The sequence below is a fragment of the Actinophytocola sp. genome, assembly GCF_035942955.1.
Lineage (GTDB): Bacteria > Actinomycetota > Actinomycetes > Mycobacteriales > Pseudonocardiaceae > DASYTH01.
In genome coordinates, this window is sequence record NZ_DASZCQ010000319.1 from 1 (window position 1) to 24,494 (window position 24,494).

Annotated in this window: 29 protein-coding genes and 1 pseudogene; 15 read left to right on the plus strand and 15 right to left on the minus strand. The window is 69.7% G+C overall.

Annotated features, from left to right (window positions below; all coding sequences use genetic code 11):
• Positions 1-234: 234 nt before the first annotated feature.
• Together VGX25_RS31705 and VGX25_RS31710 are read right to left on the minus strand one after the other, a co-directional pair.
• Complete coding sequence (locus VGX25_RS31705; protein WP_326921639.1) at positions 235-696, minus strand: DUF4231 domain-containing protein; 462 nt, start codon at positions 694-696, stop codon at positions 235-237.
• 24 nt (positions 697-720) lie between these two features.
• Positions 721-2,025 (minus strand): TIR domain-containing protein, encoded by a 1,305-nt coding sequence (locus VGX25_RS31710; protein WP_326921640.1) that lies wholly within the window; start codon positions 2,023-2,025, stop codon positions 721-723.
• Positions 2,026-2,440: 415 nt separating this feature from the next.
• Here VGX25_RS31710 and VGX25_RS31715 point away from each other — a divergent pair, with 415 nt between their 5' ends.
• The 3 genes from VGX25_RS31715 to VGX25_RS31725 are packed head-to-tail and all read left to right on the plus strand — an operon-like array spanning position 2,441 to position 5,384.
• Positions 2,441-3,361 (plus strand): efflux RND transporter periplasmic adaptor subunit, encoded by a 921-nt coding sequence (locus VGX25_RS31715; RefSeq protein ID WP_326921641.1) that lies wholly within the window; start codon positions 2,441-2,443, stop codon positions 3,359-3,361.
• A 2-nt stretch (positions 3,362-3,363) separates the two neighbouring features.
• Positions 3,364-4,062 (plus strand): ABC transporter ATP-binding protein, encoded by a 699-nt coding sequence (locus VGX25_RS31720; RefSeq protein WP_326921642.1) that lies wholly within the window; start codon positions 3,364-3,366, stop codon positions 4,060-4,062.
• Positions 4,059-5,384, plus strand: coding sequence for an ABC transporter permease (locus VGX25_RS31725; protein WP_326921643.1), 1,326 nt, complete (start codon positions 4,059-4,061; stop codon positions 5,382-5,384). The genes VGX25_RS31720 and VGX25_RS31725 overlap by 4 nt, the downstream gene beginning before the upstream one ends.
• Before the next feature lie 21 nt (positions 5,385-5,405).
• On the opposite strand, the gene VGX25_RS31730 is transcribed toward VGX25_RS31725, so the two are convergent.
• Positions 5,406-6,212, minus strand: coding sequence for a carbon-nitrogen hydrolase family protein (locus VGX25_RS31730; RefSeq protein ID WP_326921644.1), 807 nt, complete (start codon positions 6,210-6,212; stop codon positions 5,406-5,408).
• A gap of 65 nt (positions 6,213-6,277) precedes the next feature.
• On the opposite strand from VGX25_RS31730, the gene VGX25_RS31735 reads away from it, so the two are divergent.
• From VGX25_RS31735 to hisB, 4 genes are all read left to right on the plus strand, one after another.
• Complete coding sequence (locus tag VGX25_RS31735; protein WP_326921645.1) at positions 6,278-7,849, plus strand: ABC transporter substrate-binding protein; 1,572 nt, start codon at positions 6,278-6,280, stop codon at positions 7,847-7,849.
• Between the two features lie 114 nt (positions 7,850-7,963).
• Positions 7,964-9,280, plus strand: coding sequence for a histidinol dehydrogenase (hisD, locus tag VGX25_RS31740; protein WP_326921646.1), 1,317 nt, complete (start codon positions 7,964-7,966; stop codon positions 9,278-9,280).
• Positions 9,277-10,371, plus strand: a complete 1,095-nt coding sequence (locus tag VGX25_RS31745) for a histidinol-phosphate transaminase (RefSeq protein WP_326921647.1) — start codon at positions 9,277-9,279, stop codon at positions 10,369-10,371. Before hisD ends, VGX25_RS31745 begins: the two co-directional genes overlap by 4 nt.
• Positions 10,372-10,464: 93 nt before the next feature.
• Entirely contained in the window at positions 10,465-11,064 is a 600-nt protein-coding gene (gene hisB, locus VGX25_RS31750; protein WP_326921648.1) for an imidazoleglycerol-phosphate dehydratase HisB, read from the plus strand.
• Here hisB and VGX25_RS31755 read toward each other — a convergent pair.
• Positions 11,061-11,645: a trimeric intracellular cation channel family protein gene (locus tag VGX25_RS31755; protein WP_326921684.1), complete on the minus strand. Its 585-nt coding sequence runs from the start codon at positions 11,643-11,645 to the stop codon at positions 11,061-11,063. The genes hisB and VGX25_RS31755 overlap by 4 nt on opposite strands.
• Positions 11,646-11,741: 96 nt before the next feature.
• On the opposite strand from VGX25_RS31755, the gene VGX25_RS31760 reads away from it, so the two are divergent.
• The 3 genes and pseudogenes from VGX25_RS31760 to VGX25_RS31770 all read left to right on the plus strand — a co-directional run.
• On the plus strand, positions 11,742-12,749 hold the full coding sequence (locus tag VGX25_RS31760; protein ID WP_326921649.1) for a serine hydrolase: 1,008 nt from the start codon (positions 11,742-11,744) through the stop codon (positions 12,747-12,749).
• A gap of 11 nt (positions 12,750-12,760) precedes the next feature.
• Entirely contained in the window at positions 12,761-12,919 is a 159-nt protein-coding gene (locus VGX25_RS31765) for a hypothetical protein (protein ID WP_326921650.1), read from the plus strand.
• A 93-nt stretch (positions 12,920-13,012) separates the two neighbouring features.
• Positions 13,013-13,564 (plus strand): annotated as a pseudogene (locus VGX25_RS31770) (hypothetical protein); the annotation flags it as partial.
• Here VGX25_RS31770 and soxR read toward each other — a convergent pair.
• Positions 13,561-14,025: a redox-sensitive transcriptional activator SoxR gene (soxR, locus tag VGX25_RS31775; RefSeq protein WP_326921652.1), complete on the minus strand. Its 465-nt coding sequence runs from the start codon at positions 14,023-14,025 to the stop codon at positions 13,561-13,563. The pseudogene VGX25_RS31770 and the gene soxR overlap by 4 nt on opposite strands.
• Before the next feature lie 56 nt (positions 14,026-14,081).
• Here soxR and hisH point away from each other — a divergent pair, with 56 nt between their 5' ends.
• Positions 14,082-14,711, plus strand: a complete 630-nt coding sequence (hisH, locus tag VGX25_RS31780; protein WP_326921653.1) for an imidazole glycerol phosphate synthase subunit HisH — start codon at positions 14,082-14,084, stop codon at positions 14,709-14,711.
• Here the strand turns inward: hisH and VGX25_RS31785 are convergent.
• On the minus strand, positions 14,708-15,031 hold the full coding sequence (locus tag VGX25_RS31785) for a hypothetical protein (protein ID WP_326921654.1): 324 nt from the start codon (positions 15,029-15,031) through the stop codon (positions 14,708-14,710). The genes hisH and VGX25_RS31785 overlap by 4 nt on opposite strands.
• 93 nt (positions 15,032-15,124) lie before the next feature.
• On the opposite strand from VGX25_RS31785, the gene VGX25_RS31790 reads away from it, so the two are divergent.
• Entirely contained in the window at positions 15,125-16,036 is a 912-nt protein-coding gene (locus VGX25_RS31790) for a helix-turn-helix transcriptional regulator (protein WP_326921655.1), read from the plus strand.
• A complete protein-coding gene (locus tag VGX25_RS31795; RefSeq protein WP_326921656.1) occupies positions 15,984-16,151 on the plus strand; it encodes a DUF397 domain-containing protein in 168 nt (55 codons plus the stop codon). The genes VGX25_RS31790 and VGX25_RS31795 overlap by 53 nt, the downstream gene beginning before the upstream one ends.
• A gap of 19 nt (positions 16,152-16,170) precedes the next feature.
• On the opposite strand, the gene VGX25_RS31800 is transcribed toward VGX25_RS31795, so the two are convergent.
• The 3 genes from VGX25_RS31800 to fxsT are packed head-to-tail and all read right to left on the minus strand — an operon-like array spanning position 16,171 to position 19,626.
• A complete protein-coding gene (locus VGX25_RS31800; protein WP_326921657.1) occupies positions 16,171-17,196 on the minus strand; it encodes a tetratricopeptide repeat protein in 1,026 nt (341 codons plus the stop codon).
• Positions 17,165-18,136 (minus strand): tetratricopeptide repeat protein, encoded by a 972-nt coding sequence (locus VGX25_RS31805; RefSeq protein WP_326921658.1) that lies wholly within the window; start codon positions 18,134-18,136, stop codon positions 17,165-17,167. The genes VGX25_RS31800 and VGX25_RS31805 overlap by 32 nt, the downstream gene beginning before the upstream one ends.
• Entirely contained in the window at positions 18,133-19,626 is a 1,494-nt protein-coding gene (gene fxsT, locus VGX25_RS31810) for an FxSxx-COOH system tetratricopeptide repeat protein (protein ID WP_326921659.1), read from the minus strand. Before fxsT ends, VGX25_RS31805 begins: the two co-directional genes overlap by 4 nt.
• Positions 19,627-19,658: 32 nt before the next feature.
• On the opposite strand from fxsT, the gene priA reads away from it, so the two are divergent.
• Positions 19,659-20,393, plus strand: coding sequence for a bifunctional 1-(5-phosphoribosyl)-5-((5-phosphoribosylamino)methylideneamino)imidazole-4-carboxamide isomerase/phosphoribosylanthranilate isomerase PriA (gene priA / locus VGX25_RS31815; protein ID WP_326921660.1), 735 nt, complete (start codon positions 19,659-19,661; stop codon positions 20,391-20,393).
• On the opposite strand, the gene VGX25_RS31820 is transcribed toward priA, so the two are convergent.
• Entirely contained in the window at positions 20,359-20,733 is a 375-nt protein-coding gene (locus VGX25_RS31820; RefSeq protein ID WP_326921661.1) for a helix-turn-helix domain-containing protein, read from the minus strand. The genes priA and VGX25_RS31820 overlap by 35 nt on opposite strands.
• Before the next feature lie 52 nt (positions 20,734-20,785).
• Here VGX25_RS31820 and VGX25_RS31825 point away from each other — a divergent pair, with 52 nt between their 5' ends.
• The gene (locus VGX25_RS31825; protein ID WP_326921662.1) at positions 20,786-21,394 is read left to right on the plus strand and encodes a hypothetical protein; all 609 of its coding nucleotides are present in this window, start codon (positions 20,786-20,788) and stop codon (positions 21,392-21,394) included.
• Here the strand turns inward: VGX25_RS31825 and VGX25_RS31830 are convergent.
• The 5 genes from VGX25_RS31830 to VGX25_RS31850 are packed head-to-tail and all read right to left on the minus strand — an operon-like array spanning position 21,381 to position 24,494.
• Positions 21,381-21,761: a PPOX class F420-dependent oxidoreductase gene (locus tag VGX25_RS31830; RefSeq protein WP_326921663.1), complete on the minus strand. Its 381-nt coding sequence runs from the start codon at positions 21,759-21,761 to the stop codon at positions 21,381-21,383. The two genes, VGX25_RS31825 and VGX25_RS31830, sit on opposite strands and share 14 nt — an antisense overlap.
• A 16-nt stretch (positions 21,762-21,777) precedes the next feature.
• Complete coding sequence (locus VGX25_RS31835; protein WP_326921664.1) at positions 21,778-22,401, minus strand: class I SAM-dependent methyltransferase; 624 nt, start codon at positions 22,399-22,401, stop codon at positions 21,778-21,780.
• Positions 22,398-23,132: an ABC transporter permease gene (locus tag VGX25_RS31840; protein ID WP_326921665.1), complete on the minus strand. Its 735-nt coding sequence runs from the start codon at positions 23,130-23,132 to the stop codon at positions 22,398-22,400. The genes VGX25_RS31835 and VGX25_RS31840 overlap by 4 nt, the downstream gene beginning before the upstream one ends.
• Positions 23,129-23,866 carry an ABC transporter ATP-binding protein gene (locus tag VGX25_RS31845; RefSeq protein ID WP_326921666.1) on the minus strand — a complete coding sequence of 246 codons (738 nt, stop codon included), beginning with the start codon at positions 23,864-23,866 and terminating at the stop codon, positions 23,129-23,131. The genes VGX25_RS31840 and VGX25_RS31845 overlap by 4 nt, the downstream gene beginning before the upstream one ends.
• Before the next feature lie 55 nt (positions 23,867-23,921).
• Complete coding sequence (locus VGX25_RS31850) at positions 23,922-24,494, minus strand: TetR family transcriptional regulator (protein ID WP_326921667.1); 573 nt, start codon at positions 24,492-24,494, stop codon at positions 23,922-23,924.

Consider the following 24,494-nt stretch of genomic DNA (forward strand, 5'->3'; position numbering starts at 1 on the left):
GCGCCGGGCCGGCCGCGGTCGACGGCTGGGCCATGCTCGCCGCGCACGCGGCCGCCACCGTGCTCACCGCGGCCCTGCTGGCCAAGGCGTCCGCGGCCCTCACCCTGGTCTCCGCCGCGCTCGACTGGCTGCGCGGCCAGCTGGCCGTGCTGCGCTCCGCGCCGGTCCCCGCGCCCGCGGCGATCGTCCCGACGTCGGCGGTGCCGGACCGGCCCGTTCCCGGATTAGATGATGTTAGGACTTCGGGCGGTCGGCAGCAATTTTTATCCAGCCACTCATTTCCTCTTGTTCGATTCGTGACACCGCCATCGCGAGCTGCTGCTCTCTGGTCTCCGGGTTGTCATACGGATTCGCATGAGTATGGTAGAGTCGCCGCTCAGCCTCAATGGCCTCGCGTGCTCTGCTGAACCGCAGAAAATTGTCCTGCCAGTGGAAGATGCTTCGCAATCCATGAAGGATCACGACTAGCGCTCCCAGCGTCCCGGTGACCGCCGAGTTACCCGGCGACAGTACGGCAGAGGCAGGAACGGCGGTGGTACTGACAAGAAGTGTCGTTTCGGAGATCCGATAGGCGCGCCGGCATCGAATCGCACGATCTCGATACCATTCGTAGGAGCCGTTCGCGAGTTTCAACGCATAGCTCGCGGCGTCTGATTGTCTGGGCGGATCACCCGTCATCTGAAGCTCGGCTTCCATTAAAGCAGGGGCTCTGCGATCCTGCTAGGCTTTGCTCTGTGTCCCAATGTATCGACGCGAACCCGGTGGCGCTTTGCCAAGGGTGGTTGCGCGATTCCGCAAAGCTCGCATCAACTGGCTCCTGCCTTCTGGCTGAAAAAAGTCAACGTATTGATATCTGGAAATTCTGAAGGGAGGCTCGCAAGGTTCCAATCGTACGGGTATCAGGTATATCTCGCCTTCGGGTATACGCTCGACCATATCCAGGGCGCGCTTGATCTCCGTCTGTACATATCCCGCCTTGCTGATTGATCGGCCGGACATGCATACGACTATCGCATCGCTTCCGTGGATCGCCTTGTTGATCTCAAGCTCCCAATCCTGTCCTGGAAGAAGCCGCTCGGCGCTAATCCACGGGTCGATGTTGTTCTCGACGAGCCACTCGCGCATCTCTGCCACCATCGAGAGGTCGGCCGAAGAGTATGAGACGAATACTTTCAGCCGCTCCATCGGAACCGGTCGCAGTGATTCAATCACCCATCTCTTCTCCGCCAGCGACGTTCTCACCAGGCGGACGATCTCGTAGAATCCGTCTGGCCAGTGGTATTGTTCCAGTTGCTCCAATGCGTCGGTCGGAATCCGCTCGATCGCGGAGATGTCCTCCTCGGAGATCTGGCTGCGGGAGTCGAGCAATTGTGCAGCTAATACCTCTGATAGCACGACCCGGATCCTGCTGCGTTGATCAGTCAGCTTGGAAGTTCTCGCCAGCTGGTTGGTAGCTAGATACTCATAGAGGTACTTCGCGCTCGATGCGCCCTGCTCCTGGAGCAGGTCCTCCAGCTCGACGGTGGCGCCACCCACCACCCGTATGCCCAGATTCCTGATGGCTTTACCGTCGGTCCGATAGAGAATGTTCCGCCGCGCCAACTCGTGCACCTTGTCGATGAACAGCGGCCATCCTATGGCGTTCTGGAGAAGGTCGAAGTGGAACAGTGACCCCGGATGTTGCTCGACGAGACCGTTCACGCCGAAGAATTTCTCGAGCATCTCATCCTGGGTCCCATTGACGTTCTCATCGATGCACTCGACTGTATCGTCGCCAGGATTCCCGCGGGCAACCAGCTCTAGAAACACGTTTTTGCCGGTCCCGAACTCTCCTATCAGCATGAACGGGTTCCGATGCTGGCGGGCCTGGAGAATCTGTTTCACAAGATGGGGATCACTGATGAATACGTTTCTGATGCGAGAATACAAGAACTTGGGAAGCCCCGATTCACCTTCAGGTTCAAAATCGCCTGCCCGAACGGCGTCAACGAGCTGCCGCCATTCTAATTTGATGTTATTGGCCATCCAGCGACTATGCCTCCTGTCTAGTGAATCCGGCGCACCGGTGCGAGGCCGAGAGGATCACCTATGACCTTAACCGCGTCGGCCGGCATGTGGGCGTGCACCATCGGCCTCGCCTGCGCCGGGACCACCTAGCATCCCCGATTGCGCAGTTAAGGAGCGCGCCCGCGTCGGGCATGGCCAACCCTTGCTCGCGCCGACCGATATATACACATGGTGTATAGACAGGTTGTATAGACCCACTGTAGTGTGCGCGCCACGCCCTTGGGCAGCTTCACGACGATTGGGGGCACTGACGATGCGACGAAGCAGCTTTCTGGGGATCGCCGCCGGGGTAGTCGTCACACTGGGGGTGGCGGCGTGCTCGACGTCGAGCGCGCGTCCCGAGCCTCCCGGTCTTGCCGCGCGCGGAACCACGATGACGACGGTCACCCTGACCAGGCAGGATCTGATGAACAAGGTCAGCCTGACCGGGAAGGTCACGATGAACCCGATCTTCGGGATCGTGGCGCCGGTCGACGGCGAGGTGCGCTACCTCGACGTCACGCCGCCGAGGCGCACCCCGACCAAGCCGACGAAGGTGGCCGGCGTATGGGTGCGAGGCAAGGCCACCATCGTCGAGATCCCGGCGGGGGCCACCCTCGCCGGCCGGCTGGTGGACGACAAGGCCGCCGTCACCGCGGGCATGCCCATCGTCGCGGCCAAGCACGCCGGCTACGGGATCGTCGCCGAGATCGACAGTGCCCAGGCCTACCAGCTGTCCGACACGCTCGGCGAGGTCATGGTCCAGATCAAGAACGGGCCGGGGCCGTTCCCCTGCACGGTGCTCGGCACGATCGCCGCGCTCCCGGCCGGCACGGTTCCCGAGCCCCCGGCCCCGCCGCCGGCCGATCAGCAGAACCCGCAGAACCCCGACCAGCCCCCGGTCCCCGCGCCCAACGCGCCCAACGCCCCCGGCACGCCCGGCGGCCCCGGAGGAACCCCGGGCAGCCAGGACGGATCCGACGCGACCGGCATGCGCCTGGTCTGCATCCCGCCCGCCGACGTCAAGCTGATCAACGGCGCCGCGGCCACCATCGAGGTGATCACCCAGCGGGCCACCCAGACCATGGTCGCCCCGGTCGAGGCCGTCGCCGGCCGGCAGGGCAACGGCAAGGTCGACGTGATCGGCCCGGACGGCGGCCGGCAGACCAAGGACGTCGTGCTCGGCCTGACCGACGGCCGGGTGATCGAGATCAAGTCCGGGCTGACCGGGACCGAGACGCTGGCGGTGCCCGGCCCGAACCTGCCGGAGGCCCCGCCGGGACCCGACGGACCCAACGGGCCCGTCGGGAAGTGACCATGACGCCGCTCATCCAGCTCGCCGGGATCAGCAAGACGCTCAGGGGCCAGGGCGCGCCGCGGATCGTCCTCTCCGGACTGGACCTCACCGTCCACAGTGGAGAGAGCGTGGCCATCCTCGGCCGGTCCGGCTCCGGCAAGAGCACGCTGCTCAGCCTGATCGGCCTGTTCGACCGGCCGGACGGCGGGCGGTACGTGTTCGCCGGGCAGGACATCAGCCGGCTGTCGGAACGCCGGGCCGCCCGGCTGCGCAGCGACTCGTTCGGGTTCGTGTTCCAGCGCTTCTTCCTGCTCAAGCACCTGACTGCGGCGCAGAACGTGGCCATGGCGCTGGTCAACGGCCAGGGCTGGCTGCCCCGCCGCATGCGCCGCGCCAAGATCATGGCCGCGCTGGACCAGGTCGGCATCGCCCACCTGGCCAAGCAGAAACCGCCGCGGCTGTCCGGCGGGGAGCAGCAGCGGGTGGCCATCGCCCGCGCGCTGGTGCGCCGGCCAAGGGTGCTGCTGGCCGACGAGCCCACCGGGGCGCTGGACACCGAGACCGGCAACCTGGTCGTCGATGCCTTGCACGCCACCACGAACCACGGTTGCGCGCTGATCCTGGTCACCCACGACCATGATCACGCCGAGCGGATGGGCCACGTGCTGCGGCTGTCCGACGGCGTGCTGCACGAGGCCCGGCAGGAGGTGTCGAGGTGATCCGCCTGTCCGGCCGGCTGCGCTCCGCGCTGATCATCGGCGGGCAGGGCATCCGGGCCCGCAAGCTGCGCGCGTTGCTGTCCATGCTCAGCCTGTTCCTCGGCGTGCTGGCGATCGTCGCGGTCCAGGCCGGCTCGGAGATCGCCGACCGGGCGCTGCTCGCCGACGTGGAGTTGGCCCAGGGCAAGGACGGCACGGTCCAGATGTACCTGCCGGCGCACCCGCGGACGATCCCGATCGTGCTGGACACGCTCAAGGACGCGCCGGACGCCGTCGCGGTGATCGAGGGCCAGGCGATCATCGGGGAGCCCGGCGTCACCCCGGTCAACCCCGGCGCCGCGCCGTTCGACCAGTCCTTCGGCGGCGGTTCGTTCTACCCGACGTTCTGCGACGCCAGCGGCGTCTGCTACGCCACCGGACCCGTCGGCGGCCCGGCCGGCGCCCCGCCACCGGGCCAGGCGATCGAGCTCCGCCTGGTCGGCCTGACCGGGGACATCCGCCGGTTCCGCCCGTTCGAGCCGGACTCGGGCCAGTGGCTGGACTTCACCGGCGACGCGTCGCTGTCCCCCCGGCTGGTGATCAACCGGGAGGCGCTCAAGGGCTTCACCCGCCACCGGGTGCCCGCCGAGATGCGCCTCACCGGGTCGACGGTCAACCCGACCCCGCGGATCACCGGCGTGGTGCACGACGCCGGGTACGGCCCGACCGCCTATGTCCGCGCAGACGAGTTGCTCAACTGGCAGGCCACCACCGCCGACCCGAGCCGGGGTGGCGGCCCCGGCGTCATGGTGCTCCTCGCGCCGACGGCCACCGGGATCGAGCAGACCCTGCGGGCACGCCTGGCCGCGGCGGGCGCCCCGATGGACCAGATCTACGTCAGCACGATCAACTCCAGGGAGCACTTCACCGACCAGCTCTCCCTGGTGCGGTGGATCTTCTACGGCATGGCGATCCTGGTGCTGCTGATCGGCGTGGCCGGGATCCTCAACGTCGGCCTGGCCACGGTCGGCGAGCGCGTCGAGGAGTTCGCCCTGCGCCGGGCGGTCGGCACGCCGCGGTTGCTACTGGCCGGGATCGTGCTGGCCGAGACGCTGTTCATCGGGCTGTTCACCGCGCTGGCCGCGATCGGGGTCGGCATGGTCGGCCTCACCTACGTCGGCCGGGCCGTCGACCGCTTCGCACCGCTGCTGCGCGACGTCACCTTCCCGTGGCAGGCCGGCGTGGCCGGGGTGATCGCCGGCGTCGCGGCCGGGCTCCTCGGCGGGCTCGTCCCCGCGGTCCGCGCCGCCAGGATCCCCATCGCCACGGTGATGCGCGCGTAGGGGTCACGAGTCTTTTGTGTGCTATGACCCACGGAAAGGCTCACGACGGTTGACCAGCACCGGGATGACTTTTCGCGTCTGGTCGACCAGCCCGAGATCGATGTCCACCACCAAGGTGTCGGGCTCGGCGCCGAGTTGGGCGTGCATGCGGCCGGTGGGGTCGGCGACGGTGCTGTAGCCGATCCCGGTGGGGGCCTTGGGGTTCGGGGTCAGGCCGGACGCCAGCGGGTTGGCCTGGCCGCAGGCGAGCAGCCAGCAGGTTGAGTCAAGGGCGCGCGCCCGGACCAGCAGCTCCCACTGCTCGCGCTTGCCCTCGCCGGCGCCCCAGGAGGCGCCGAGCAGGATCGCCACCGCGCCCCGGTCGGCAAGCGCGGTGAACAGCCCGGGGAAGCGGACGTCGTAGCACGTGGCCACGCCGAGCACGGTGCCGCCGACCGGGACCGTCACCGGCGTCGAGCCGGGCGCCACGGTCCGCGACTCGGTGAACCCGAACGCGTCGAACAGGTGGATCTTGTCGTACCCGAGGTGCTGGTCGCGCCCGGTGACCAGCAGCGTGTTGAACACCCGGCCGTCCGGCGCCGGGGTGAACATCCCCGCGACCACCAGCACCCCGTGCGCGGCGGCCAGCTCGCGGACGGCGGACGCCCACGGTCCGTCCAGCGGCTCGGCCAGTGGACCCAGCGGCACCCCGAAGCACGCCATCGTGGCCTCCGGGAACAGCGCCACCGCGGCGCCCTCCGCGGCGGCCCGGCGCACGCCCGCCTCCACCTCCTTCAGGTTCGCCTGTGGATCGTCGGTCGAGGTGATCTGGCACAGCGCTACTCGCACGGTTTCCGGCCTCCCGGAGGTAATCCACCCGCGCGGACGGGCGCGGGCGGCTAGGGTCGGGGGTCGTGCACATCCTGTCCCGCCGCCTTCGATTCTGGCCTGCGCTGGCGGTGTGCGCACTCGCGTCGGCCTGCACCGGCGACCCGGCCCCGTCCGCGTCCGGCGATCCGGCCGGCACCTCGATGGTGATCGCGATCGCCGACGAGCCGGTGAGCGTGCACCCGCTCGCCGGGTACGCCGAGCACGGCGCGGCCAAGGTCTTCGACGGGCTCCTCGAGCACCGGGCGAACCTGTCGCTGCGGCCCGCGCTCGCGGTCGAGCCGCCCGAGCCGGCGCCGGACGGCAAGTCGTGGACGGCGCGGCTGCGCGAGGGCATCACGTTCTCCGACGGCACCGCGCTGGACGCGGCCGACGTCGTCGCCACCTACCGCGCGCTGCTCGACCCGGCCTACGCTTCCCCGGTCCGGCAACGGTTCTGGATGCTCACCGGGATCAGGCAGCTGGACGCCCGCACGGTCCGGTTCGACCTCAACCGGCCGTACGCCGCCTTCCCGCAGCTGCTCGTGCTCGGCATCGTGCCCAGCGAGGCGCTGGCCAAACCCGGCCCGGTCACCGAGAGCGGCCCGCCGCCGGCCGGCACCGGGCCGTACCGGGTGACCGAGTGGTCGCCGGGCCAGCGCATGGTTCTGGAGGCCAACAAGTCCTATTTCGACGGTCCGCCGGCGATCACCAAGGTGACCGTGGAGTTCCTCCCCGACGACGACGCCAGGGCGCGCCGCATGCGTGACGGCAAGCTCGACGGCGCCGCCCTGCCGCCCGCCCTTGCCCGCACCTTCGAGGGCGCCGACGGCCTGCGGGTGGTCGCGCACAGCGCCGCCGACCTGCACGCGATCGCGCTGCCCGCCGGCGAGCCGGTCACCGGTGACCCCGCGCTGCGCCTGGCGCTCAACTACGGCGTCAACCGCAAGGCCCTCGTCGACGGCGTCCTCGGCGGCAAGGGCACCGAGGCGTCCACCCCGATGCCGGAGGCGCTCGCCGAGTTCGTCGAACCCACCGCCAAGTTCCCGTACGACGTCACCCGGGCCCTCGACCTGCTCGCCGAGGCCGGCTGGCTGCCCGGCGCCGACGGCATGCGCGCCAAGGCCGGCGTCCCCGCCCGCTTCACCCTGCTCTACCGCAGCGGCGACACCCTCGCCCGCGACCTGGCCAGCGCGTTCGCCACCGGCGCCAAGGGCATCGGCATCCAGGTCTCCGCCGAGGCCGCCGACGCCGACACGCTGCTCACCCGCTCCACCAAGGACGCGGTCCTGTTCGGCTTCGGCAACCCCTTCGACCCCGACCTGTACCTCTACCAGCTCCTGCACTCCTCGGCCGACGGCCGCCTCGCCGCCAACCCGACCATTGACGCCGCCCTCGACACCGGCCGCACCGCCACCGACCCCGCCCAGCGCGCCACCGCGTACCGCAAACTCCAGCGCACCTACCTGACCGCGCCCAGCATGGTCGTCCTCGCCGCCCCCCAGCACACCTACGTCCTGCGCGAAACCTGGAACGGCTACGAACCCGTCATCGACGCCCAGGACCCCGACTTCACCTGGGGCGCCTGGTGGAACGTCCACAAATGGACCCCGCGCTGAAGGGCGACGAAGGGGCCTTTCCGCACGCCCAGCGCGACGAAGGCGGCATTCATCGCATTGCATGGCGCCCCTCCACCGGAGCTGGTCCGAGCGGCACCGCCTACCCTGAAGACCATGTTGACCCGTATCGACCTGCGTGGCCGGGTTCCGTCGGCGGCCGAGCTGCGTGCGCGCCTGCCGCGGGCCGAGATGGACGTGGACGCGGTGCTGCATCAGGTTCGGCCGATCGTGGACACGGTGCGGGAGCGCGGGGTCGAGGCGGTGCTGGAGCTCAACCAGCGGTTCGACCGCGCGCAATATGAAACCGTGCGGGTGCCGGCCGAGGAGCTGGGCGGGGCGCTGCACGAGCTGGATCCCAAGGTCCGGGAGGCGCTGGAGGAGTCGATCACCAGGGCCAGGGCGGTGCATGCGGATCAGCGCCGGACCGACACCACTACCCAGGTCGTGCCGGGTGGGACGGTGACCGAGCGGTGGGTGCCGGTCGGCAGGGTGGGGCTGTACGCGCCGGGTGGGCTGGCCGTGTACCCGTCGAGCGTGATCATGAACGTGGTGCCGGCGCAGACGGCCGGGGTGGAGTCGCTGGTGCTGTGCTCGCCGCCGCAGGCCGAGTGGCGGGGGCTGCCGCATCCGACGATCCTGGCGGCGGCGGCGCTGCTGAACGTCGACGAGGTGTGGGCGGTCGGCGGGGCGCAGGCGGTGGCGCTGCTGGCGTACGGCGGCACGGACACCGACGGCACCGAGCTTTCCCCGGTGGACCTGGTGACCGGCCCGGGGAACATCTACGTGACGGCGGCGAAACGGTTGCTGCGCGGGCTGGTCGGCATCGACTCCGAGGCGGGGCCGACGGAGATCGCGGTGCTGGCCGACGCGACGGCCGATCCGGTGCACGTGGCCGCGGACCTGATCAGTCAGGCTGAGCATGACACGCTGGCGGCCAGCGTTCTGGTCACCGATTCGGTGGAGCTGGCCGACGCGGTGGACGCGGAGCTGGCGCGCCAGGTGCACAACACCAAGCACAGCCAGCGAATCGCGACGGCGCTGGCCGGCCGGCAGTCCGGGTGCGTGCTGGTGTCCACTGTGGACGATGGTTTGAAAGTCGTGGACGCGTACGCCGCCGAGCACCTGGAGATCCAGACCGCGGATGCCCGTGCCGTCGCGCAAAAGGTGCGCAACGCGGGTGCGATCTTCGTGGGGCCGCACGCCCCGGTGTCGCTCGGCGACTACTGCGCGGGCTCCAACCATGTGCTGCCGACCGGGGGCTGCGCGCGGCACTCGAGCGGCCTGTCGGTGCAGACGTTCCTGCGCGGCATCCACGTGGTCGAGTACACCGAGGACGCGCTGCGGGCCGTGGCCGGCAAGGTGGTCGCGCTGGCCAACGCCGAGGACCTCCCGGCGCACGGCCAGGCCGTCACGGCCAGGTTCCCCGCATGATCGGCGGCGAGGTCCGGCTCGACGACCTGCCGCTGCGCGCGGACCTGCGCGGCCGCACCCCGTACGGAGCGCCGCAGCTCGACGTGCCGATCCGGCTCAACACCAACGAGAACCCGTACCCACCGCCGCCGGAGCTGGTCGCCGACGTGACCGCGGCCGCGCACGAGGTGGCGGCGACGCTGCACCGCTACCCGGACCGCGACGCGGTCGCGCTGCGCACCGACCTCGCCGCCTACCTCGCCGAGTCCACAAAGGTCCCGTTGCGCACGGCGAACCTGTGGGCGGCCAACGGTTCCAACGAGATCCTGCAGCAGATTCTGCAGGCCTTCGGCGGCCCCGGCCGGACCGCGCTCGGCTTCGAGCCGTCCTACTCGATGCATCCGATCATCGCCGCCGGCACCCGCACCGAGTGGACGCCGACGCCGCGGCGGCCGGACTTCACCGTGGACACCGCGAGCGCCGCGGAGATCGTCGCCGAGCTGGCGCCGGACGTGGTGTTCCTGACCAGTCCGAACAACCCGACCGGCGGCTCGATCCCGCTGGCCGACCTGCGCGAGGTGATCCGCGCTGCGCCGGCGCTCGTGGTGATCGACGAGGCGTACGCGGAGTTCTCGGCCCGGCCGAGCGCGGTGCACCTGATCGCGGAGTTCCCGGCCAAGGTGGTGGTCAGCCGCACGATGAGCAAGGCGTTCGCGTTCGCCGGCGGCCGGCTCGGCTACCTGGCCGCGGCACCGGCCATTGTGGACGCACTGCAGCTGGTCCGGTTGCCGTACCACCTGTCCGCGCTGACCCAGGCAGCCGCCCGTGCGGCGCTCAGGCACGCCGAGCAGACCCTGGCCTCGGTGCACGCCCTGGCCACCGAGCGCGACCGGGTCGTAGAAGCGCTGAGCGGCCTCGGGTTCAGCCCGGTGCCCAGCGACGCCAACTTCGTCCTCTTCGGACGGTTCGAGGACGCTGCGGCCGCCTGGCGGTCCTATCTGGACCTCGGGGTGCTGATCAGGGATGTCGGCATTCCTGAGCACCTGCGGGTGACCATCGGCACGCCGGAGGAGAACGACGCGTTTCTGAGCGCGAGCAAGGAGATCAGGTGAGAGCGAGCTTGCGAGCGAACCATTGGACACTGCGCCAGCGCCGAGCTTGCGAGGCGATGGCGTTCAGCGTCACCGAGCTTGCGAGGTGACGGCATGAACCGGAGCGCCAAGGTCGAGCGAGTCACCAAGGAGTCGAAGGTGACCGTCGAGATCAACCTCGACGGCGCCGGCCGCGCCGACGTGTCCACCGGCGTGCCGTTCTACGACCACATGCTCACCTCGTTCGGCGTGCACGGCGCGTTCGACCTGACGATCCACGCGACCGGTGACGTCGACGTCGACGCCCACCACACGGTCGAGGACGTCGCCATCGTGCTCGGCGAGGCGATCCGCACCGCGCTGGGCGACAAGCGGGGCGTCCGCCGGTTCGGCGACGCCTGGATTCCCATGGACGAGACCCTGGCGCACGCCGCCGTGGACGTGTCCGGCCGGCCCTACTGCGTGCTGACCGGCGAGCCCGAGACGATGGTCACCTTCGTGATCGGCGGCAACTACCCGGCCGTGCTCAACCGGCACGTGTTCGAGTCGATCGCCTTCCACGCCCGGCTCGCGCTGCACCTGCGGGTGCTGCACGGCCGCGACCCGCACCACATCACCGAGGCCCAGTACAAGGCGCTGGCCAGGGCCCTGCGCGCGGCCGTCGAGCCCGACCCCCGGCTCGGCGGGGTGCCGTCGACCAAGGGCGTGCTCTAACTTTCGGGAGCGACCGGCGCGTCCCAGCGGCGCCACAGGGCGATCAGCCGCAGCGACACGATGAGCACGGCGCCGACCACCGCGACCGGCCCGGTGGACAGCCCCGCGGTGTCCCCGACGGCGACCACGACCGCGCCGGCCAGCGCGGCCAGCCCGTAGATCTCCCGGTGGAACACCAGCGGGATCTGCCGGAGCAGGACGTCGCGCAGCGCGCCGCCGCCGATCCCCGGGGCCATGCCGATCAGGCACGCCGAGTACGCCGGCACGTCGTGGGCCAGCGCGGTCGCGGTGCCCGCCACGGTGAACAGGGCCAGCCCGACCGCGTCGGCGACCGGCATCGCCGGCCGCAGCCCGGCCAGCTTCGGGTGGAAGGCGAACACGACGATCGAGGTGGCCACGGCGCCGAGCAGGTACGGCCACTCCCGCAGCGACGTCGGCGGCGTGATGTCGAGCAGCACCCCGAGGATCACGCCACCGCCCAGCGCGGTGATCATGCCAAGGACGACCACCCCGAACACGTCCAGCCTGGCCCGCACGGCGGCCAGCGCCCCGGACGCGGCGAACGCCACCACACCGATCATGTCCAGCACGAACAGCACGACTGAGCAGGCTACGGGTTCGGCCCCGGCACCGCAGGCAACCCGGCCGCCGGGTTGATCGTCTTCCTGGTCATGAGGATGAACCGCAGGCAGGTATTCGGAGTTGGCGCGGCGGCCGCGGGCACGGTGCTCGTGTCGGGCGAGGGGTCGGCCGCCGCGCAGGAGGACGACACGGCGGTTCCGGCCACGCCCGAGCAGGCGCGCCGGAGGATCGCCCGGGTGTACCGGCGGGAGGTGGAGCGGGCCGGCGGCACCTGGTCGTCGTACATCAGCGTGGCGGGGGAGGCGGCGGTCGCCGAGGGCGCGGACACCGTGGTGGAGGCGTACAGCGTCAACAAGATCGCGGTGGCCACCGCGGTGCTGGACAAGATCGACCGCGGGCTGCTCACCCTGGACCAGCGGGTGGACGTCACCGAGGCGATCGTCATCCGCGACACCGACGGCATCATCCCGCTGGACGGCGCCTATCCCAGCTCGATCACCCTCGGCCACGTGCTGGCCATGCTGCTGACCGTCTCGGACAACACCTGCGTGCGGCTGTGCGGGCTGGTCTGCCCGGCCGCCGAGCTCAACGAGATCCTGCGCGCCAAGGGTTTCGTTCACACCCAGGTCGTGCCGGTGGCCAACCCGAACCGGTTCTTCCTCGGCAAGACCACACCCGCCGAGACGCACACGCTGTTGCAGATGCTGGTCGGCGGCACGCTGCTGTCCGCGGAGTCCAGCGCGTACCTGCTCAACGTCCTGCGCTCGCTGACCGCGTTCACCGACGGCGTCCGGCTCGACCTGTCCTCGGCCGAGCGGCTGCGGGTGGCCACCAAGGCCGGCTGGTTCGCCACCGGCCGCAACGAGGCCGGCGTGATCTTCGACGCCGAGGGCCGGCCGACGGTGACCTACGCGCTGTTCGCGTCGGGGGAGTACACCGGCGACCCGGCCGCCAACGCCGACAACTACAGCGCCACCCACCCGGCACTGCGGGCGCGCGCGAAGCTCGGCCGCACCATGATGGACGCCGTCGCCCGGATCAGCGCCGCCCCGGCGGCCCGCAGCTTCGGGGCGAAGGCGTACCACCCGGTCAACGGGGGCTAGGCTCGGCGGCCGTGTCCAAAGAGGTCGCCGTCATCCTGCTGATCGCCCTCGCCGGCTTCCTCGTCGGCGGGGCCTACACGACCTGGAAGACCGCCAGGACCATGGCGATCGTGCTGCTCGTCCTCGCGCTGCTCGCGGCGGGCGGCGCGGTCGCCTGGCTGGCGTCGTAATCCGATGGACCGCGCGGTTATCGTGAGCGCATGAAGGTCGTGCAGGGCAAGCGGCTGACCTCGTTCAGTCCACATTAAGCCGACTACACCGCCGTCGCGGTCGACGTCGGAACCGGAGACGGCCGGTTCGTCCACCGGATGGCAAGGGCCCACCCGGACCGCCTGGTCGTCGGCATGGACCCGGCCTGGCAACGGATGATCGGGTCGGCGACCCGCGCCCAGCGCAAGCCCGACAAGGGCGGCGCGCCCAACGCGCTGTTCGTCTGTGCGTCCATTGAGGCCCCACCGGAGGAGCTGCTCGGCCTTGCCGACGAGGTGTACGTCAACCTGCCGTGGGGTCGGCTGCTGACCGGTGTGGTGCTCGGCGAGCCGGATGTGTGCGCCGGACTGCGGGCGCTGGCCCGGCCGCGGGCCCGGCTCCGGGTGGTGGTCGGCACCGACATCTGGCGCCCGCCGGTGCCGCGCGAGATTCGCGGCCTGCCCGAGCTGACCGCCCGCTACGTCGACGAGACGCTGGCCGCCCGGCTGGCCGAGCACGGCTGGAAGGTCACCGACTTCCGCGCGCCGGACCCCGGCGAGGTGCCGACCTCCTGGGCCCGCCGGCTCACCTCACCGCTCGTCGCGCTGCACGCGGAGGCGGTCTAGTCGATGCCGCCCTCGGCCGCCGGCTTGAGCCGGGGCGCGCCGGGGCCGAGCACGGCCATCTGATCGTCGAAGTTGTGCAGGTAGCACGTCTTGAGCGACAGGCAGCCGCACCCGATGCAGACGGTCAGGTTGTCGCGCAGGCGGTGCAGCGCGTCGATGCGGGCGTCGAGCTCGGCGCGCCAGGTGTGGGACAGCCTGGCCCAGTCGGACTTGGTCGGGGTGCGCCGGTCGGGCAGCTTCTCAAGCGCGTCGCGGATCTCCTCGAGGCTCAAGCCCACCCGCTGCGCGGTGCGGATGAACGCCAGCCGCCGCAGCACGGCCCGGCGGTACTTCCGCTGGTTGCCCGCGGTCCGTTCGGACGAGATCAGCCCGCGCTCCTCGTAGAACCGCAGCGCGGTGTGCGGCACCCCGCTGCGCTGCGCAACCTCACCGATGGTCAGCGTCTCCGGCAGTTTGGGCACGCCACCGACCCTACCCGCGAATCTCGAGCAAGGTCGAAGTTCGGTAGCCTGGGTCGGTGGCACGAGTAGTGGTCCTGGACTACGGGTCCGGCAACCTGCGGTCGGCGGAGCGGGCGCTGCGCCGGGTCGGCGCCGACGTCACGGTCACCGGCGACCCGCATGCCGCGCTCGACTGCGACGGTCTGGTCGTGCCCGGCGTCGGCGCGTTCGCCGCGTGCATGGAGGGGCTGCGGTCGGTGCGCGGCGAGCGGATCATCAGCCGGCGCCTCGCCGGGGGCCGGCCGGTGCTGGGTATCTGCGTGGGCATGCAGATCCTGTTCCAGCGGGGGATCGAGCACGGCGTCGAGACCGCCGGCTGCGGCGAATGGCCCGGCGTCGTCGACCGCCTCGAAGCCGACATCGTCCCGCACATGGGCTGGAACACCGTCCGCGCCCCCGAAGGCAGCATGCTGTTCGCCGGCCTCGACCCCGACACCCGGTTCTACTTCGTACACTCCTACGCCGCCCGCCGCTGGGACCTCGAGCCCAATTCGACGCTGCCCGCCCCACTCGTCACCTGGGCCACCCACGGCGACGATTTCGTTGCGGCAGTGGAGAACGGGCCGTTGTGCGCGACCCAATTCCACCCGGAAAAGTCGGGCGACGCCGGCGCCCACCTGCTCCGCAACTGGCTCAAGTCGGTCTAACGCCGCCCATCCATCCGTTTCAGGATCTTGACGAACTCGCCGTCCGGATTCTTCACCAGCCGGTGCAGGGTTTCCAACGCCTGGCACGGCCAGGCCATGTCGCAGGTGCGGCACCGGGTCCCGTTCGGCGTATCGTGCAGGGCAACGACTCCGCGCACCACGGTGACCAGATCCTGGATGAGCGCCCGCGCCGACTGGATGTCCTCTTCGGACCAGACAGCGGGCTCGGTCGCGGTCAGCTCCGCGCCATCCAGATGGAGATAGATATCCTGCCGCAGCAAGTGGAACGCACTGGACAGCACCGGTGAGAGTTGCTTCATGTGATCTTATACAAGCGTGTGACGCCGGGACAGCGAAGAGACCACCCGAGTGACAAATTGCATTGTCCCAGTGTCAAGCGCCAAGCTTTCTACATGCGAGATCGTCAGCCTACGGTGCGCAGTCGGGAACTTGGCGAAGGTCTGCGCCAGGCGATGAAGCAGGCGGGGCTCACCGGCCGGCAAATCGCCCGCCAGTTGGGATGGTCCGACAGCCGAGTCTCCCGCCTGCTCAGCGGCACTCGAGGCGGTTCCGAATCGGACGTCGCATCCATCCTTGCCCTCTGCGGAGTCAAGGGCAAAGACAAGGAGCGCCTGCTGCGGTTGTGCAAGGAGCAGCACAGGCCCGGCTGGTTCCAGCAGCACGGCTCCCGGATGCCCAAACAGGTCCAGACCCTGGTCGACCACGAGACCAAGGCCGTGTCCATCCGCGACTTCCAGAACACCTTGGTTCATGGCCTGCTGCAGACGGGGCCCTACGCGCGAGCGGTCATGAAGGCATCCCCGTCGGTGCCCGAGTCCGAGATCGATGACCGGGTCGCCATTCGGCTCGCTCGACGGAACCTGTTCAGCCGAGAACGACCTCCCAAATTCATTTTCTTCATCCATGAGTTTGTGCTGCGCCTACCTGTCGGTGGGGCGGTCATCATGTCCGAGCAGTTGCATGAGCTGCTGCAGTTCTCCGTGCGGCCGTACATCACGCTTCGGGTGCTCCCAGCCGAGGCCGGCGCACACGCCGCGATGTCCGGGCCGTTCTCGCTCATGGAGTTCCCCGACTTCAAGCCCGTCGTGTACCTGGACAGCGAGACGTCGAGCCTCTTCCTTGAGGAGCCCGAGGAGATTGCCGCGTATCGACGCATCCTGACCGCGTTGGAGGACACCGCCCTCGATGAGGGACAATCGAGGGACCTGATTCGCAAACTTGCGGTCGAACTCTACGCGGATCGAGAGGATCATGATCAACTGGAGGAAGAGCAGCTTCAGCGCCAACGGTGGCAACTGCGTTGAGGTGAGCTGGCCAGACCGCGCGGTGGCCGTCCGCGACTCCAAGAGCACCCCAGGCCCCACGATCGAGTTCCCCCTGACGGGCTGGCGCGCCCTCATCGCCAACCTGCAGCGATGACGCTCTCCCTCCACCATCACTACGTCTGAGACCGGGTCAGCCTGTCCAGGTTCGCGCGGATTGCTTGGGTGGTGGGGTGGTCGGGTCCGTAGGCGGCTTCTGCGACGGCTAGAGCACGCTCGGCCAGGGGCCGGGCCGCAGCCGGGTCGCCCAAGTCGCCCAGGATGGCGGCGAGATTGTGCAGGCGTATGGCGACGGTGGGGTGGTTGGGTCCGTAGGTGGCTTCGGCGAGGGCTAGGGCCCGTTCGGCCAGGGGTCGGGCGGTGGCCGGTTCGCGCAGGTGATGCATGATGGTGGCGAGGTTGTTCAGGCTGCTGGCGACCTCTGGGTGGTCGGGTCGGTAGGTGGCTTCGGTGAGGGCTAGGGCCCGTTCGGCCAGCGGTCGGGCATTAGCCGGCTCGCTTAGATCCAGCAGAATTAGGGCGAGGTTGTTCAGGCGGATGGCGACGGTGGGGTGGTTGGGTCCGTAGGTGGCTTCGGTGACGGCTAGGGCCCGTTCGGCCAGCGGTCGGGCAGTGGCCAGCTCGCCCAGGTGCCGCAGGATGGTGGCGAGGTTGATCAGGGCGATGGCGACGGTGGGGTGGTCGGGACCGTAGGCGGCCTCGGCGACGGCTAGGGCCCGTTCGGCCACGGATCGGGCGGCAGGCAGCTCGGCCAGATCGCGCAGAATTAGGGCGAGGTTGTTCAGACGGCCGGCGACGGTGGGGTGGTTGGGCCCATAGGTGGCTTCGGCGACGGCCAGGGCCTGTTCGACCATGGGCCTGCCTTCGCGGGCGCGGCCGTGGACGTGGAGGTAGACACCGGCGCGGTCCAGCAGCCACGACACCATCTCATTGATCGTCTCGTCGATACCCTCGATGGTCTCGAGGTGATCCAGAGCGGCGAGGACATGCGGGAGCAGGACCGCCCACCGCGGCCAGTCCTCCGGCGCACCCATGATCCTCCCAGGCGCGTCCACCCGCAGCAGACGCAACGCGACGGCATGTTGCGGGGTCAGCTTTTGGGTCCGCGGCTCACTCATCGCTTGGTCGATCCAGGCGCGCACGGATTCCCTGGGTGATGGGGTGGTCGGATCCGTAGGTGGCTTCGGCGATGGCCATGGCCCGTTCGGCCAGTGGTCGGGCAGTAGCGAGCTTGCCCAGGTCGCGCATGATCAGTGCGAGGTTGGTCAGGTGGGTGGCGATCGAGGGGTGGTCAGGTCCATAGGTGGCTTCGGCGATGGCCAAGGCTCGCTTGGCTAGGGGTTGAGCGGCGGCCGATTCGTGCAGGTTGCGCAGGATCAGGGCGAGGTTGTTCAGGTCGGTGGCGACCTCGGGGTGGTTAGGTCTGTAGGTGGCTTCGTCGATGGCTAAGGCACGTTCGGCCAGGGGTCGGGCGGTAGCCGGTTCGCCGAGGTCGTGGAGGATCATGGCGAGGTTGGTCAGGCGGGTGGCGACCTCGGGGTGGTTGGGTCCGTAGGTGGCTTCGGCGATCGCTAGGGCGAATTCGGCCAGGGGTCGGGCGCTGGTCAGCTCACCCAGGTCCTGCAGGATCATGGCGAGGATCGTCAGGCGGGTGGCCACGGTGGGATGGTCGGGCGGATTGGTGGCTTGGGCGATGGCTAGGGCACGTTCGGCCAGGGGTCGGGCGGTGGCCGGTTCGCCGAGGTCGCGCATGATCAGTGCGAGGTTGGTCAGGCGGGTGGCGACCTCGGGGTGGTTGGGTCCGTAGGTGGCCGTGGCGATGGAAACGGCCCGCTCGGACAGCGGTCGGGCTTCGTGCGAGCGGCCGTGGACATGGAGGTAGGTACCGGTGCGGTCCAGCAGCCACGACACTGCCTTGTTAGTCGTGTCGTCGTGGCCCTCGATCGTCTCGAGGTGTTCGAGGATGGCGAGGACATGCGGGAGCAGGAGGGCCCACCGTGGCCAGTTCTCCGGCGCACCCGTGATCGTCCCGGGCGCGTCTGCGCGCAGTAGACGCAGAGCCAGCTGTGCGGGGGTGGTCACGGGTTCACCGGAGTAGTGGTCTGGTGGCGCAGGCGGACAGCGGCCTGCACTAGCCGGTGGAGTTGGAGGCTGGTCGATGTGCGTTTGGCGAGCGAGTAGTCGATCAGGGTGGCTATTGCGTTGTTGAAGACGACCGGGTCGGCGACGGCTTTGGCCAGTGGTGGCGGGAGTTCGTCGGGATGGAGGGTGAACAGGTCGAGCGGGATGGCTTCAGGCGCGAGATAAGCGCAGATGCCGAGTAGCTCCATCGCTGCCGGATCCTCGCGGGCGATGCGGTCCAAGCTGAGGTTCCAGACCGTGGCGAGAGAGTGGCCGTGGGCGTGGACGACACCGTCGGCGAGCATCGCCCGTGGTGCGGTCTGCAGCAGATGGAGGTAATCGGCGGCGGGGGTTTGGGTGCGGTCGAGATAGGCGGCGGCTTGTTCCAGGCCGAGGGGGAGACGCCCCAACTGTTCGGCGAGCTGTTCGGCAATGTCTTGGTCGAGGTCGGGGACGCGGGACCGGAGCAACCGGACGGCGGCCGGCAGTTCGAGCACGTCGAGGTCCAGGACTTGTCCGATGCTGCCGAATCCGCCCCGGCGGGTGGTGACGATGACGTGTCCCGGTGTGCCGACGGGGAGAGGGATGCTCGGCAGCCACGGTTGGATGTCGGGGACGGAGTCGGCGTTGTCGAAGATCAGTAGCCAGCCGGCGGTGTGGCGTAGTGCGTCGTGGACCTGGTCGCGTAGGTCGTCGGGATCGGGGGCCGGTGTCAGACCCATCTTGCGGGCCAGGGTGGCGAACTGGTCCGGGATCGTGGCCCGGTCTTCGGCGGCGATGGACCACACCAAGTCGTATTCCCTGGCGTGGGTGTAGGCGTACTCGATGGCAAGCTGGGTCTTGCCCACCCCGCCCAGACCGTGTACCGAGTGGACCGTCACCGTCGATCCGGCCGACAAATTCTTGGCAACGGCGGCGAGATCCGCGTCGCGGCCGGTGAAGTTCGGGTTGCGGGCCGCCACTTTCCACACCGCGGGCAACGCTCCCGGGAATCGGGCCGGCTGGGGCACGGCCCGACCGGGGAACTCCACTTTCCGCTTGGCGCGACCGGACAGTGCGGCGGCAATGGAACTGCGCAGAGTGGCCTTGGCGTCGGCCTCGTCCAAGCCGAACAAGTCCACGCCGACCACACCCCCGAGGAATCCAGGCCGTTCGCAATTCTCAACCCTGACCGGCAGAAGCTTGCGCTCCTCCCCAAGGGGATCGGCGGCCCATGCCGCCAGCCATTCCGTTTTGCCGTACACCGACTTCAGGTAGGCGTTGGACAGCACGGCGATGGTTCGACCGGCACCGGTGACGCCCTCCTGCATGCTCTGGGTCCAGTTGGTGCCCGGCACGAAGTCCCATGCTTGGATCAGTACCTGGTATCCGTCCTCCTCGAGGATCCAGGCGATCCATTCGGCCCAGGCTCGGTCGGCCTGTGTATACGAGACGAAGAAGTCCCACGCCACCGGGCAATCGTAGGCCTCGCTAATCTGCGGGGGTGACGTTCTACCTTCTTCCGGCCGTCGACGTGGCCGACGGCAAGGCCGTGCGGTTGGTGCAGGGCGCCGAGGGCACCGAGACGTTCTACGGCGAGCCGTGGGACGCCGCTCTGGCCTGGCAGAACGACGGGGCCGAGTGGGTGCATCTTGTCGATCTTGACGCCGCGTTCGGGCGGGGCAGCAACCGTGAGCTGATCGCCGACGTCATCGGCCGGCTCGACGTGCAGGTGGAGCTGTCCGGGGGGATCCGCGACGACGAGTCGCTGGCGGCGGCGCTGTCCACCGGGTGCGCCAGGGTGAACCTCGGCACGGCCGCGCTGGAGGATCCCGACTGGTGTGCCAAGGCGATTGCCGATCATGGCGACAAGATCGCCGTCGGGCTGGACGTGCGGATCAACGACGAGGGTGAGCACCGGCTGGCCGCGCGCGGCTGGACCCGCGACGGCGGCAACCTGTGGGAGACCCTCGACCGGCTCAACCGGGACGGCTGCGCCCGGTACGTGGTCACCGACGTGTCCCGGGACGGCACGCTCACCGGGCCCAACCGCGACCTGTTGCGGGCGGTCTGCTCCCGCACCGACGCCCCGGTGATCGCCTCCGGCGGGGTCGCCAGCCTCACCGACCTCACCCAGCTCGCCGCCCTGGCCCCGGTCGGGCTCGAGGGCGCGATCATCGGCAAGGCGCTCTACACCGGCGCGTTCACCCTGCCCCAGGCCCTCGCCGCCGTCCGCTGAAGTCGCCCAACCGCCGCGTTCCCGGCACGTTCGCCACCCCCCACGTCGCCATCGCGTCCAGCACCGGCCCCAGCGCCCGCCCGCGCTCGGTCAGCCGGTAGCTGGCCCGCGGCGGCCGCTGGCTGTACAGCTCCCTGCTCACCAGCCCGGCGTCCTCCAGCTTGCGCAGCCGGTCCGCGAGCGTGTTCGTCGGGATCCCCTCCCGTGACGCCAGGAAGTCGCCGTACCGCAGCTCCCCGCCGAACAGCAGATCGCGCACGATCAGCAGCGTCCACCGATCCCCGACGATGTCCAGCGTCGCCGCCACCGCGCACTCCGACCGCAACTCCACCCTAGCCACGCGTGCTAGTTTACTTGTGACTTGCAATTCACAAGTAACTTGGGAGGACCTGATGTCCACGCTCGCGCCGACCCGCCCCCAGACTTTCCCGGTGCTCCTGGTCGCAGCCTGGTTCGCCGCCGCCTACCTGCTGGCCGATGCGGGCGCGTTCGTCGGCACCGCGGACGAGCCGCCGTGGCGTATCGGCCTCGCCATCCTTGTGCCTATCGGGGCAGCCGGCCTCGCCCTGTGGCTCTCACCCACCGCCCGAACGTGGGCCCGCTCCCTGGACCTGCAACTCCTGATCACCATGCAGGCCTGGCGCTACGGCGGCTTCGCCTTCATCGCCCTGTGGGCCGCCGGCCTGCTCCCCGCCGGCTTCGCCCTCCCCGCCGGCCTCGGCGACATCGCCATCGCCACCGCGGCCCCCTTCGTCGCCCGCCACACGGCCGCCCACGGCCCGACTCGGGTCTTCTACGCCTGGACCGCGCTCGGCATCCTCGACCTCGTCGTCGCCGTCACGCTCGGCATCCTCAATTCCCCCGGCCCCTTCGGCCTCCTCGCCGGCGACCCCACCACCGCCGTGGTCGACACCTTCCCCGTCGCCCTCATCCCCGCCTTCGGCGTCCCCCTGATGATCGTCCTCCACCTGCTCTCCCTGGCCCGCGTCAGGTCAACCTGATCGCGATCCCCACGGTTCCCCTCTTCCCCCGCCTGATCACGCTCCCCGTCACCGAGACCCATCCCATGACCCCATACTTCGCCCTGAGCAGCCGCCGCACCCGCTCCGACCCCTCGGCATCCAGCACCCTCGCGACCGCCTTCACCGCCGCCCCGCTCGGCCTCCCCCGAAGGTCACACGCCGCCACCTCCACCGCGGGATTGTTTCGGATCCGCTTGACCTTTCCAGCATCCACAGCGGACCACACCACCAGCTCGTCGCCATCCCGCGCCACCCAGACCGGCGTCGCCACCGCCGCCCCGCTCTTTCGAAACGTGGTCACCAGCAGGTACTTCCCAGCGGCCAGCCGGTCCATCTCAGAAGCCATGCCCGCACGCTAGACCTCACTGCGCTCGGCGGCGGAACTGGTAGCGGTGGGGATGGAAGTGGCCGCGGCGGAGGGCGGCGCGGAGGGGTGCGGGACCGCTGATGTACTGGTGCATCTGCTCGCCGGGGACGGGGTCGGCGGCGAGCAGGTCCCAGCCGGTGAAGCGCTCCTCCAGTTCCTCGCGGTCCATGCCGAAGGCGAGGAGCTTCGTGAAGCCGACCATGATCAGTATGGCGCCGGGGGCGGCCACCGCCGAGACGCTGTGCACGTAGGCGTCCCGGCGGTCCTCGGGGATCATGTGGTAGCAGCCGCCGTCCATCAGCAGCGTGTAGCCGGTGCCGATGTCCAGTTCGGACAGTCGGGTGACGTCGCCGTGGACCCACCGTACGGGTGAGGAGTGGCGGCGGGCGATCCGCAGGATGTGCTCGTCCAGCTCGACACCGGTCGTCTCCCACCCGCGGGTGGCCAGGTACCTGGCGTTGCGCCCGGTGCCGGTGCCGACGTCGAGGGCGCGGCCGGGTGGCAGCCGGTCCGGACCCTCGACCACCTCCATCAGCCGGTGGTCGGCCACGTCCGACGGCCGAGGGGTGATGCCCAGGCGAAAGGCGAGCCGGCCCAGGGTCAACAGCGCCGCCGTCACGGCGTCCGCCTCCGCAGGGTTGCCGCGCCGAGGACAAGGGCCAGGACCGCGCAGCCGGCGACGATCAGCAGGTTGCGGATGAGGGTGGCGGTGATGTCGGATGAGATCGTGACATGGGTGAGGGCGTCGACGGCATAGGACAACGGCATGACGTCGGACAGCCAGTCGAGGATGGGGGTCATCTGGTCGCGGGGGGCGAACAGGCCGCAGAGGAGGACCTGGGGCATGACGAAGGCGGGCATGAACTGGACGGCCTGGAACTCGGTGCGGGCGAAGGCGCTGGCGAACAGGCCCAGCGCGGTGCCGAGGAGCGCGTCGAGCACGGCGATCAGCAGGAGCATCCAGACCGAGCCGCCGATCTCCAAGCCCAGCCAGGTCAGGGAGATTCCGGCGGCGATCATCACCTGGAGCACGGCGATCAGGCCGAACGCGAGGGCGTAGCCGAACAGCAGGTCGAGCTTGGCGATCGGCATCGTCATGAGCCGCTCGAGGGTCGCGGTGGTGCGCTCGCGCAGCGTCGTGATCGAGGTGACGATGAACATGATCGCGAACGGAAACACGGCCAGCAGCGCGGGTGCGGCCCGGCTGAAGGCGGCCTCGGTGTTGAAGACATAGCGCAGCAGGATCATCAGGACCGAGGGCAGCAGGATCATCAGGGCCACGGTGCGGCGGTCGTGCCGGAACTGGCTGAGGATCCGGTGGGTGGTGGCGACCATGATCGACGGGTTCATGACGTGAGCGCCTCTCGCTCACGGACCAGGTGCAGGAAGGCCTGCTCCAGATCCGGGGTGCCGGTGGACGAGCGCAGCGCGAGGGGCGTGTCGTCGGCGAGGATCTGACCCTCGCGCATCAGCAGCAGCCGCTCGCACCTGGCGGCCTCGTCCATGACGTGGCTGGAGATCAGCAGGGTGACGCCGCGGTCGGCGAGCCGGCGGAACAGCGCCCACAGCTCGTCGCGCAGCAGCGGGTCGAGCCCGACCGTGGGCTCGTCGAGCACCAGCAGCTCCGGGGCGCCGAGCAGGGCGACCGCGAGGCTGGACCGGGACAGCTGGCCGCCGGACAGCTGCCCGACGAGCTGGTCGGCGTGATCGGACAGGCCCACCTCGTCGATCACCCGCCGCACGGCGCCGTCCTCGGAAGCGGGCTTGCGCAGCACGGCGGCGAAGTAGCGCAGGTTCTCGACGACGGTGAGGTCGGCGTAGACGGAGGGGCTCTGGGTGGAATAACCGATGCGGTTGCGCAGGGCGGGGCTGCCGGCGGGCTCGCCGAGCACGGTGACGGCGCCGGCCTCGACGATCTGCACGCCGACGATCGCGCGCATCAGCGTGGTCTTGCCGCAGCCGCTGGGGCCGAGCAGGCCGGTGACCGAGCCTCGCGGGACGGCGAAGCTCACGTCGCGCAGGACTTCGCGCCGACCGCGGCGGACCCGGAGTCCCTCGACCACGATGGCGGAGGAATTAGTCATACGTTTAATTCTGTGCGCGTTGAAAGGCCCTGTCAAGTGCTGACCCCGGGTGCGGTCAGCCGTCGATGTAGTGCTGGATCACCGGGGCGACCAGGGCGACCAGCTCGTCCTCCTCGGCCGAGGCCAGCGGCTCCGCCCTGATGATGTACCGCACCATGGCGATGCCCATAACCTGCGACATCACCCCGGTCAGCCGCAGCCGGGAGATCCCGAGCGCGTCGGCCACCCTGGTCAGCATCACCTGCTCGAGGAACTGCCGCAGCGTGCCGGCTGCCTGCTCGTTGGTCGACACCGAGCGGACCAGCGCGAGGAACGACTGGCGGGTCTCCGGCTCCCGCCACAGCGACAGGAACAACCGCAGGATGCGCTGCGCGATCTCCCCGCGCGGGCCCTCGGTGATCGTGGCCAGCACCACGGTCGGGTCGACCGGCAGCTGCAGCGCGGCCGCGAACACCTGCTCCTTGGTGCCGAAGAAATGGTGGATCAGGGCCGGGTTCACCCCGGCCTCGGCGGCGATGCCGCGGATCGTCGTGCCGTCGTAGCCGCGCTGGCCGAATTGGTTGCGCGCCGCGGCAAGGATGTGCTCTCGGGTTTCCGTCTGTCCGGGACGGCGACCGGTCCGCGCCAT

Excerpts from the sequence above, each read along its gene's own strand:
- VGX25_RS31705 (WP_326921639.1), bottom strand. The coding sequence starts at position 696 with ATGGAAGCCGAGCTTCAGATGACGGGTGATCCGCCCAGACAATCAGAC.
- VGX25_RS31710 (WP_326921640.1), bottom strand. The coding sequence starts at position 2,025 with ATGGCCAATAACATCAAATTAGAATGGCGGCAGCTCGTTGACGCCGTT.
- VGX25_RS31715 (WP_326921641.1), top strand. The coding sequence starts at position 2,441 with ATGACGACGGTCACCCTGACCAGGCAGGATCTGATGAACAAGGTCAGC.
- VGX25_RS31720 (WP_326921642.1), top strand. The coding sequence starts at position 3,364 with ATGACGCCGCTCATCCAGCTCGCCGGGATCAGCAAGACGCTCAGGGGC.
- hisD (WP_326921646.1), top strand. The coding sequence starts at position 7,964 with ATGTTGACCCGTATCGACCTGCGTGGCCGGGTTCCGTCGGCGGCCGAG.
- VGX25_RS31745 (WP_326921647.1), top strand. The coding sequence starts at position 9,277 with ATGATCGGCGGCGAGGTCCGGCTCGACGACCTGCCGCTGCGCGCGGAC.
- hisB (WP_326921648.1), top strand. The coding sequence starts at position 10,465 with ATGAACCGGAGCGCCAAGGTCGAGCGAGTCACCAAGGAGTCGAAGGTG.
- VGX25_RS31755 (WP_326921684.1), bottom strand. The coding sequence starts at position 11,645 with ATGATCGGTGTGGTGGCGTTCGCCGCGTCCGGGGCGCTGGCCGCCGTG.
- VGX25_RS31760 (WP_326921649.1), top strand. The coding sequence starts at position 11,742 with ATGAACCGCAGGCAGGTATTCGGAGTTGGCGCGGCGGCCGCGGGCACG.
- VGX25_RS31785 (WP_326921654.1), bottom strand. The coding sequence starts at position 15,031 with ATGAAGCAACTCTCACCGGTGCTGTCCAGTGCGTTCCACTTGCTGCGG.
- VGX25_RS31790 (WP_326921655.1), top strand. The coding sequence starts at position 15,125 with ATGCGAGATCGTCAGCCTACGGTGCGCAGTCGGGAACTTGGCGAAGGT.
- VGX25_RS31795 (WP_326921656.1), top strand. The coding sequence starts at position 15,984 with ATGATCAACTGGAGGAAGAGCAGCTTCAGCGCCAACGGTGGCAACTGC.
- VGX25_RS31825 (WP_326921662.1), top strand. The coding sequence starts at position 20,786 with ATGTCCACGCTCGCGCCGACCCGCCCCCAGACTTTCCCGGTGCTCCTG.
- VGX25_RS31830 (WP_326921663.1), bottom strand. The coding sequence starts at position 21,761 with ATGGCTTCTGAGATGGACCGGCTGGCCGCTGGGAAGTACCTGCTGGTG.
- VGX25_RS31840 (WP_326921665.1), bottom strand. The coding sequence starts at position 23,132 with ATGAACCCGTCGATCATGGTCGCCACCACCCACCGGATCCTCAGCCAG.
- VGX25_RS31845 (WP_326921666.1), bottom strand. The coding sequence starts at position 23,866 with ATGACTAATTCCTCCGCCATCGTGGTCGAGGGACTCCGGGTCCGCCGC.
- VGX25_RS31850 (WP_326921667.1), bottom strand. The coding sequence starts at position 24,494 with ATGGCGCGGACCGGTCGCCGTCCCGGACAGACGGAAACCCGAGAGCAC.